A 6245-nucleotide genomic window follows, 5' to 3' on the forward strand; every position below is an offset into this window, starting at 1 on the left:
CGATGTCGTGGAGGGTCATCAGACACCCACCGCGGCTTGCGACTCGCCGCAGCACGACGTGGTGCGGTCGGCGACGGAGACGCGCGCATCGGGCGGGGTGCCCGACAGCTGATCCGTTGCGTCGGCGAGCATTGCGGCCAGCAGATGCGCCACCAATGTGTTCATGCGTCGGACGATAGGAGCGCAGGCGCTCAAGGGTCCACCACCACGGCCACATTCGTCGTCAATCTCGGGGCCGACACCTCAAGATCACAATTCGATCTCCAATGTTCGGCGTGTCGGTGGCTTTTCAGAAAGCCCGTGCGACATGATTCACGCCAGTCGGGCACTTTTCGGAAAAGGAGCGAGTCCATGACTGCACCTGCGCCGCAAGATCACCTCACCCGTCCTTGCACCGTCAAGGGCCGCCCCCACCTTGGGCCGCGCGAAATGGTGACCGCGGCGCTGTGGCCCAGTCTGGAAGCGCTCGTCGACGAGGAGCGCGGCGGCCTGGACCGCTCCCCTTTCCTGGCCGACCTGCTGGCCTGGCACGTCGGGCGGCCAGATTTGATCCGGCACCGGCAGTTGGCGATCGAATTCACCACCCGCGACGGCGAGCCTATTGACGCCGCAAAGCCATTGGGGGCCAAGACGCGCCACTGCACGGTGCGCGTGCACCCCGATGTGGCCCGCGAACTCGAGAAGGGCAGAAAGAAGTCCGGGTTGCCGCGCGGAGTCCACATCGCCGACGCGATCGCAGAGGCGCTTGGCGTCAGCCAGGCGCGCGTCAGCGCGAAGGAGGAGGGCTTGCCACTGGCGATGTGACCATTTAGTGCCCGGCGAAGCTCGGTTCCTGCAAGGACGGACTCCCCCGGCGCAATACAGCGGAACACATCTTCATAGGCGCTGACCAGCCGTAAAAACGACTGTGCCCCCCGGCGGGAACCGGAGGGCTGGTCGCGGCGAAAGCGCCACTTTCCCCGAAGGGACTGTCTTGGCGGACAGCTCTCACGGTAGCGCATGCATTGGCACTGGTCCAGATATGTGCACCGTGTTTCTCCAATTGTCTCCGCACACTGCGGACAAATCGCCGTGCCTACGAAGCGCGGACTGTGGCGGCGCTCGTCGCCGGACAGCGGTCGACATCGGTCGCGGCTACCCAACGCCGCCCAGTGGCCCCGCCGTGGCGGTCCGGTGACCGCGACACTCGTAGCTCCGGCTGACCCCGCATCGGTGTGGAAGTCGTTAGCGCGCAAACTGTCTCAGCCGGGACGCGACCGGATGAAGGTCTTCGACCCGGAGACCAAGGAGTACCGCAAGACCCGGCGCATCAGCGACAAGCCGCCCGCCCTGATGGCCGCGGTGTACCTGTACACCCACCGGCGAACCACGCTGGTCGCCCTGGACTTCGACAGCAAAACTCACGGCCACGGCCAGGTCGACGCCGACTTCAGTCGTGCCCTGGGCTGGTTGACCTCGTGCGGCGCCCGTGTCGTAACCGATCGGTCCACCAACGGCGGCCGCCACATCCTGGTCCCCCTGGCTATCGGCACGACCGCCAGTTTCGACGAGCTGCAGCCGCTCCTGCGCCAGCTGAAGGCCCGGCTGCCCAGTCTGGACCCCAAACCCATGCAGAACCCCAAGGAGGGCTGCATCAGCGTGCCGGGCACACCGTGCGCCGGTGGGGGCTACAGGCTCCTCGATGGCTCACTCGCCAGCGCCGTCGCCGCTCTCACCGAGCGCAGCGAACCTACCCTGTTGCCCCAGCTCTATGCCCTGCTGGGCACCCTGCCCGCCCCGCCGACATCGTCATCAACCCCTTCCCCAGCGGCAGGCGCACGGACTGACCTCGCCGGGGACGAACGGGTAGCCGAGCACGCCCGCTGGACCAAGCCGCTGCCCGCCGACGTCGCCGACTTCGCCGCCCGCGGCGACACCGCCCTCGGGCGCGCCGGTGACCCAGCTTCGCCACGCCGCTGGGACAGCCCCTCTGAGGCGCGCATGTCCGTCGTCCTCAACGCGGTACTGCGCGGATACAGCCTCACCGACATCATCGCCCAAACCGCCCCTGGCCGGCCCTGGTGCGGCCTGGCGGAGTCCTACCGCACCAAGCACGGAGTCCGCGCCGACGCCCAGCTCAGCCGCGATGTCCGCCGCGCCCTGGACTACGCGTCAACTCTGGCCGAGAAAGCGAATCCCGCCGCACACAGGACTAACTACTCACAGCCGGGGCGAGCAAGCACTGGCCCCCACGGGCGGTGGCTGGCCTACGCATTGGCTTGGGCAGACCGCGAGTTCGCCGGCAGTACCCTGCGTTGGACCGTGCGTGATGTGTTCCAAGCACTTGCCATCAAATCGGTAGTCGCCGGTGAACTGAGGTCCGGGACACCCATCGTGGGAGTCGGTGGCCGCGGACTGTCGCTGTCGGCTGGACTGTTGCCCGCCACCACCACGTTCGACGTGCTCAGGAGAACGCGCGAGATGGTCGGCTCCCCCGTCCTGTTGGTCCGCCGACGCGTCGGCCGAGATGCGGATTTCTACGCCCTGACCATCGAGAATCCCGACAACATCGAGCCGACGCCGCTGGACCGGGTACGCGTCGCCGATGTGCACCCGGCCTGGAGCATCGTCGGCCGACACCACCGCCTGGTGTACGAACTCATCACCACCTGCGGACTTACTCGGCCGGCCGACGTGTACGCGGCCGCACGCATCAGCCCACGTGCCGGTCAGCTGTCGATTGCGGCCTTGGCGACGGTGGGACTCATCGCGCGACAAGGGAGGACGGTGATCTCGGGGCCAACGACGTTGGACGACATCGCCGCCGCGCACCGCGTCGACGAGGTGCTGGTCGACCGGATCGCCCGCTACCGGCGGGAACGGGCCCAGTGGCACGCCTGGCTGGCGCTCCAGGATTCTCTGCGTGGATTACCTGTGGCGGCCGCCGAAACCCCGGAAAATGCCGCTGAAGGCCCCGTCATCGTCGATGACGACGGCTACCTGGCCGCGGTAATGGCCCACGGCCCGCCCACGGCCGATGACGAATACGACGAGTACACAGCCATCGAACTGCTCGCCGATCTCGTCGGCGCCCGAATCGTGCCGACATCGGCGCTGTGACGACGTGAAGAGAGGACTGCGGGCGCTCCACCGCAGCACGGCCAGCATGCCTCCGGTAATGCGATGCCTGATGGCCCAGCGAGGCGAACCTCGCTGGGCCATCAGGCATTCTCGTTTAGGCCGTGACCGGTTGGTCGAGCACCGCCTTAGCGGCGTCTCGAATTCGGGCGACCGCATCGTGGCGGATTCCGAGCTGCTCGCCGATCTGGCGCAAGGGCAGCGGAGGCTGCTGGTCGTGCAGGAGACGGAGCACATCGACGATGGTTGCGGTCTCGTAGTTGGTCATCAAACCCCGCTCATGGATTGCCGCGGCGACCGCGTCCCACCGGTCGAGTCGCTCGGCGGCTAGAGCGAGCGCACGATCCTTGAGTTGTGTTCGCTCATCGGGCTTTTCGTACGGCGTGAACCGCCAGAGGATCGACAGGGCGTGCGTCGCGCCGACCAGTGCCAAAGGTGGGATGCAGGCGATGGCCGCGGCGAACCACGACCCGAGCGGCTGCGTGGGCAACTCCGGATTCGGAAGCATCGCGTGCACGGCATTGCCGCTGACACTGACCGCGGCCCCAATGGTCAAGAGCGCCCAGAAGTAGCGCCGAGCGCTCCGTTGTTCCGGGTAGGCGGAGAAGGCCACCAGGGCCATCGTGGCCAACACGATCGCGCCATCGACGATGACCGGCCACAGCCATGCCAGGTGGTCGGGCCAGACGGTCCGCGCGGCCAGATCGCACAGTGACGAAAACGACAGGACGAAGCTGGCCGACCCGACGAGGATGGTGATGGCCACCGCAGTTGTCCTGGTCAGACGGACCAGCGAGAGCCGAGCGGCGTGCTGCTGCATCCGGTCGCCGGCCGGCGCATCCTCGGGCTCGGCGGGACGAACGTCGTTGAGCTTGGCGGCCTGTGCAAGGCGCGCGTCGTCGGTGCGCGCCTGCTCCAGAGCAACCGGCTGTTCAATCACGGCAGTCATGGTGTTGTTACGTCTCCCGTCCAAGGAATCAAGGTTGTCGGCGTACAGGGTTCAGCTGCACCCCGAGGCGGGCCGTCGAGGTCTGCGCATTCGCCCTCCTGCAGATGAGCGGGGTGCGCCGAAGTGTCCGTCCGTTGTGCCCGATCGCGTGCTCGCCCGAAGAGTCCCCCACCGCAGGGCGGCCAGTCCACCAGCAGAGCCAACATCGCAACATATCTGCCCATATGGGAGCTAGGGTTAGTATGGGTGCTAGGGGTTGCAATAACCAATAATATTCTCTAATATGTCTGAATCAAAGCAGATACTAGCTAAGCTACGGGTACGGGACATACGGCTATATCAACGTACGTATGGGACGCTAATGGAATATCCCGGTATGTACCGTTTCGTTATCGGACATTCACTTAGCGCAGCCAAGCTTGGCTCATCTCACCAGATACAGTGTTCGTGCAGGTAACGGTAGGGAAGGGTGGCTATGCCTATAACTGTCTTCGCCAACCTGAAAGGCGGCGTCGGCAAGACGCTGGTCACACTTGGGTGCGCGCACGCGGCGGCCGCTGCCGGCCACCGCGTCCTGGTCGTCGACACCGACCCTCAGGGCAATATGACCTCACAGCTGACCACCTACACGGCCGATGCGCCCCCTGCGGTGACACTGGCCGATGTTCTCGACCGCCAGACCGCGGCACCCGTCGACACGGCAGTCATCGCCAGTCGCCGCCAGGGGATCGACCTGCTGCCCTCGGGCTTCGACGAACTGCAAGCGGTCCAGGACGCCCTGTTTGGTAAGCCCGGCGCCGAGAACTCGCTGAGCAGGGCCCTGCAACCCGACCAGCACAGGTGGGATCACGTGTTCATCGACACCCGACCCGCCACGGACTTGATCACAAGAAACGCCCTGATGGCGGCCGACAACGTGGTTCTCATCCTGGAGCCCGAACTGCCAGCGATTCGCGGCGCCGACCAGACCATGCGCGCGATCGGCGAACTCGAGGAATACCTGCAGAAATCACTGCCGGTCGCGGGCTGGGTGATCAACAGGCTGAACGTCAGCCGCCGCGATCACCAGGAATGGATCGAGAAGATCCGCGAGTTGGCCTATGACGACGAGGTGCCCATTCTCGGTGACCCCATCCCCCTGATGGCCGACCTAGCCCGCCTCAGCGTCGTGGGTATGGGACTCGACGAGCACCCCAGGCCCAACGCCCGTATTCGCAACTTGGCCGCCAACTTCGGGGACATCGTGGACGGCATCGAACACAGCGCAAGGACACCCGCATGAGCAACGCCATCCCCACGCCCGACTTTCAGTCTTCGCGCAGCAAGCGTCGCAGCTCCATCGGTCAGGGTGCCGCGCTGTCGGCCGCCCGCGGCGAGAGCACCACGCCGAACCCGGAGCCGCCGCCCGCTCCGTCAGTACCGCGGGCCCCGGCCTCGGTCACCTCAGAGCGCCCGGCTGCAGATGTGCCGCGCCCGCGGCCCGCCACGGCCCCCAGCGGCAAGGACACCAGGAAGGCGGCCGTGGGAGAGGCGCCGAGCAAGCGCCTCGTCGGCTCCAAAGACATCCTGCTCTCGCTGCCCGAAGACTTGAAGGCGCGGATGGTCAACACCATCACCTGGAGCCACCCCTACACCGGCATCGGGCAGCAGCAGAAGTTCATTCGCAGGGCCATCACCGAACTGTGTGAGCGGCTGGAAAATGACCACAACCAGGGCAAACCCTTTCCTGAGCCCGTCGTGAACGACGAGTAGGGAAGCCCCGCCGCCGCCATTAGCGCCCCTATGGGTACTGATAGTGGCTATCGAACGTATGATCGAACAGTGGCGTGGCGCCTAATCCGGACGCGAAAGGGTTACGCGGAGCCCGGCCCGTCGGAGCTGTGTCCGGCGGGCCATCCGTTGCGCGGACCGCGCCGGGTGCTCGTAGGAACGCAGCAGTGTGCGACATGCGCCGGCCTCGGGGTCGGCTCCCACCGCTCGTATACGTGTCGGACGTGCTGGCGCACCGTCTATGACCCCGCGCCCACCCCGGAGTGCAGTTTCATCGCCTTCGACGGCCGCGCCGTGCCCACCGACGAGCAGTAGGACGATTTCGGCTCTGGTGGTGGTCGGTGGTGTTGGTGGTGGGTGATACTGCCGGTCATGTCCTTGCAGGGCCTGGTTGACGCCACGGCGACGT

6 protein-coding genes are annotated in these 6245 nt (G+C 66.2%); 4 read left to right on the top strand and 2 right to left on the bottom strand.

Annotated elements, in window-relative coordinates; all coding sequences use genetic code 11:
- Positions 1 to 18 precede the first annotated feature (18 nt).
- Positions 19 to 165 carry a hypothetical protein gene (locus tag AC3WTE_RS27980; protein ID WP_492442755.1) on the bottom strand — a complete coding sequence of 49 codons (147 nt, stop codon included), beginning with the start codon at positions 163 to 165 and terminating at the stop codon, positions 19 to 21.
- A 186-nt stretch (positions 166 to 351) separates the two neighbouring features.
- On the opposite strand from AC3WTE_RS27980, the gene AC3WTE_RS27985 reads away from it, so the two are divergent.
- Together AC3WTE_RS27985 and AC3WTE_RS27990 are read left to right on the top strand one after the other, a co-directional pair.
- Positions 352 to 804, top strand: a complete 453-nt coding sequence (locus tag AC3WTE_RS27985) for a hypothetical protein (RefSeq protein WP_492442756.1) — start codon at positions 352 to 354, stop codon at positions 802 to 804.
- A gap of 369 nt (positions 805 to 1173) precedes the next feature.
- Entirely contained in the window at positions 1174 to 3099 is a 1926-nt protein-coding gene (locus AC3WTE_RS27990; RefSeq protein ID WP_492442757.1) for a hypothetical protein, read from the top strand.
- 115 nt (positions 3100 to 3214) lie between these two features.
- On the opposite strand, the gene AC3WTE_RS27995 is transcribed toward AC3WTE_RS27990, so the two are convergent.
- Positions 3215 to 4057 (bottom strand): DUF2637 domain-containing protein, encoded by an 843-nt coding sequence (locus AC3WTE_RS27995; protein ID WP_492442758.1) that lies wholly within the window; start codon positions 4055 to 4057, stop codon positions 3215 to 3217.
- Between the two features lie 484 nt (positions 4058 to 4541).
- On the opposite strand from AC3WTE_RS27995, the gene AC3WTE_RS28000 reads away from it, so the two are divergent.
- Positions 4542 to 5348 (top strand): ParA family protein, encoded by an 807-nt coding sequence (locus AC3WTE_RS28000; RefSeq protein ID WP_492442759.1) that lies wholly within the window; start codon positions 4542 to 4544, stop codon positions 5346 to 5348.
- Positions 5345 to 5818 carry a hypothetical protein gene (locus AC3WTE_RS28005; RefSeq protein WP_492442760.1) on the top strand — a complete coding sequence of 158 codons (474 nt, stop codon included), beginning with the start codon at positions 5345 to 5347 and terminating at the stop codon, positions 5816 to 5818. Before AC3WTE_RS28000 ends, AC3WTE_RS28005 begins: the two co-directional genes overlap by 4 nt.
- Positions 5819 to 6245 lie beyond the last annotated feature (427 nt).

It is taken from the genome of Mycobacterium sp. FW102-FHT13B02, from assembly GCF_058790275.1.

Excerpts from the sequence above, each read along its gene's own strand:
- AC3WTE_RS28000 (WP_492442759.1), top strand. The coding sequence starts at position 4,542 with ATGCCTATAACTGTCTTCGCCAACCTGAAAGGCGGCGTCGGCAAGACG.
- AC3WTE_RS27985 (WP_492442756.1), top strand. The coding sequence starts at position 352 with ATGACTGCACCTGCGCCGCAAGATCACCTCACCCGTCCTTGCACCGTC.
- AC3WTE_RS28005 (WP_492442760.1), top strand. The coding sequence starts at position 5,345 with ATGAGCAACGCCATCCCCACGCCCGACTTTCAGTCTTCGCGCAGCAAG.
- AC3WTE_RS27980 (WP_492442755.1), bottom strand. The coding sequence starts at position 165 with ATGAACACATTGGTGGCGCATCTGCTGGCCGCAATGCTCGCCGACGCA.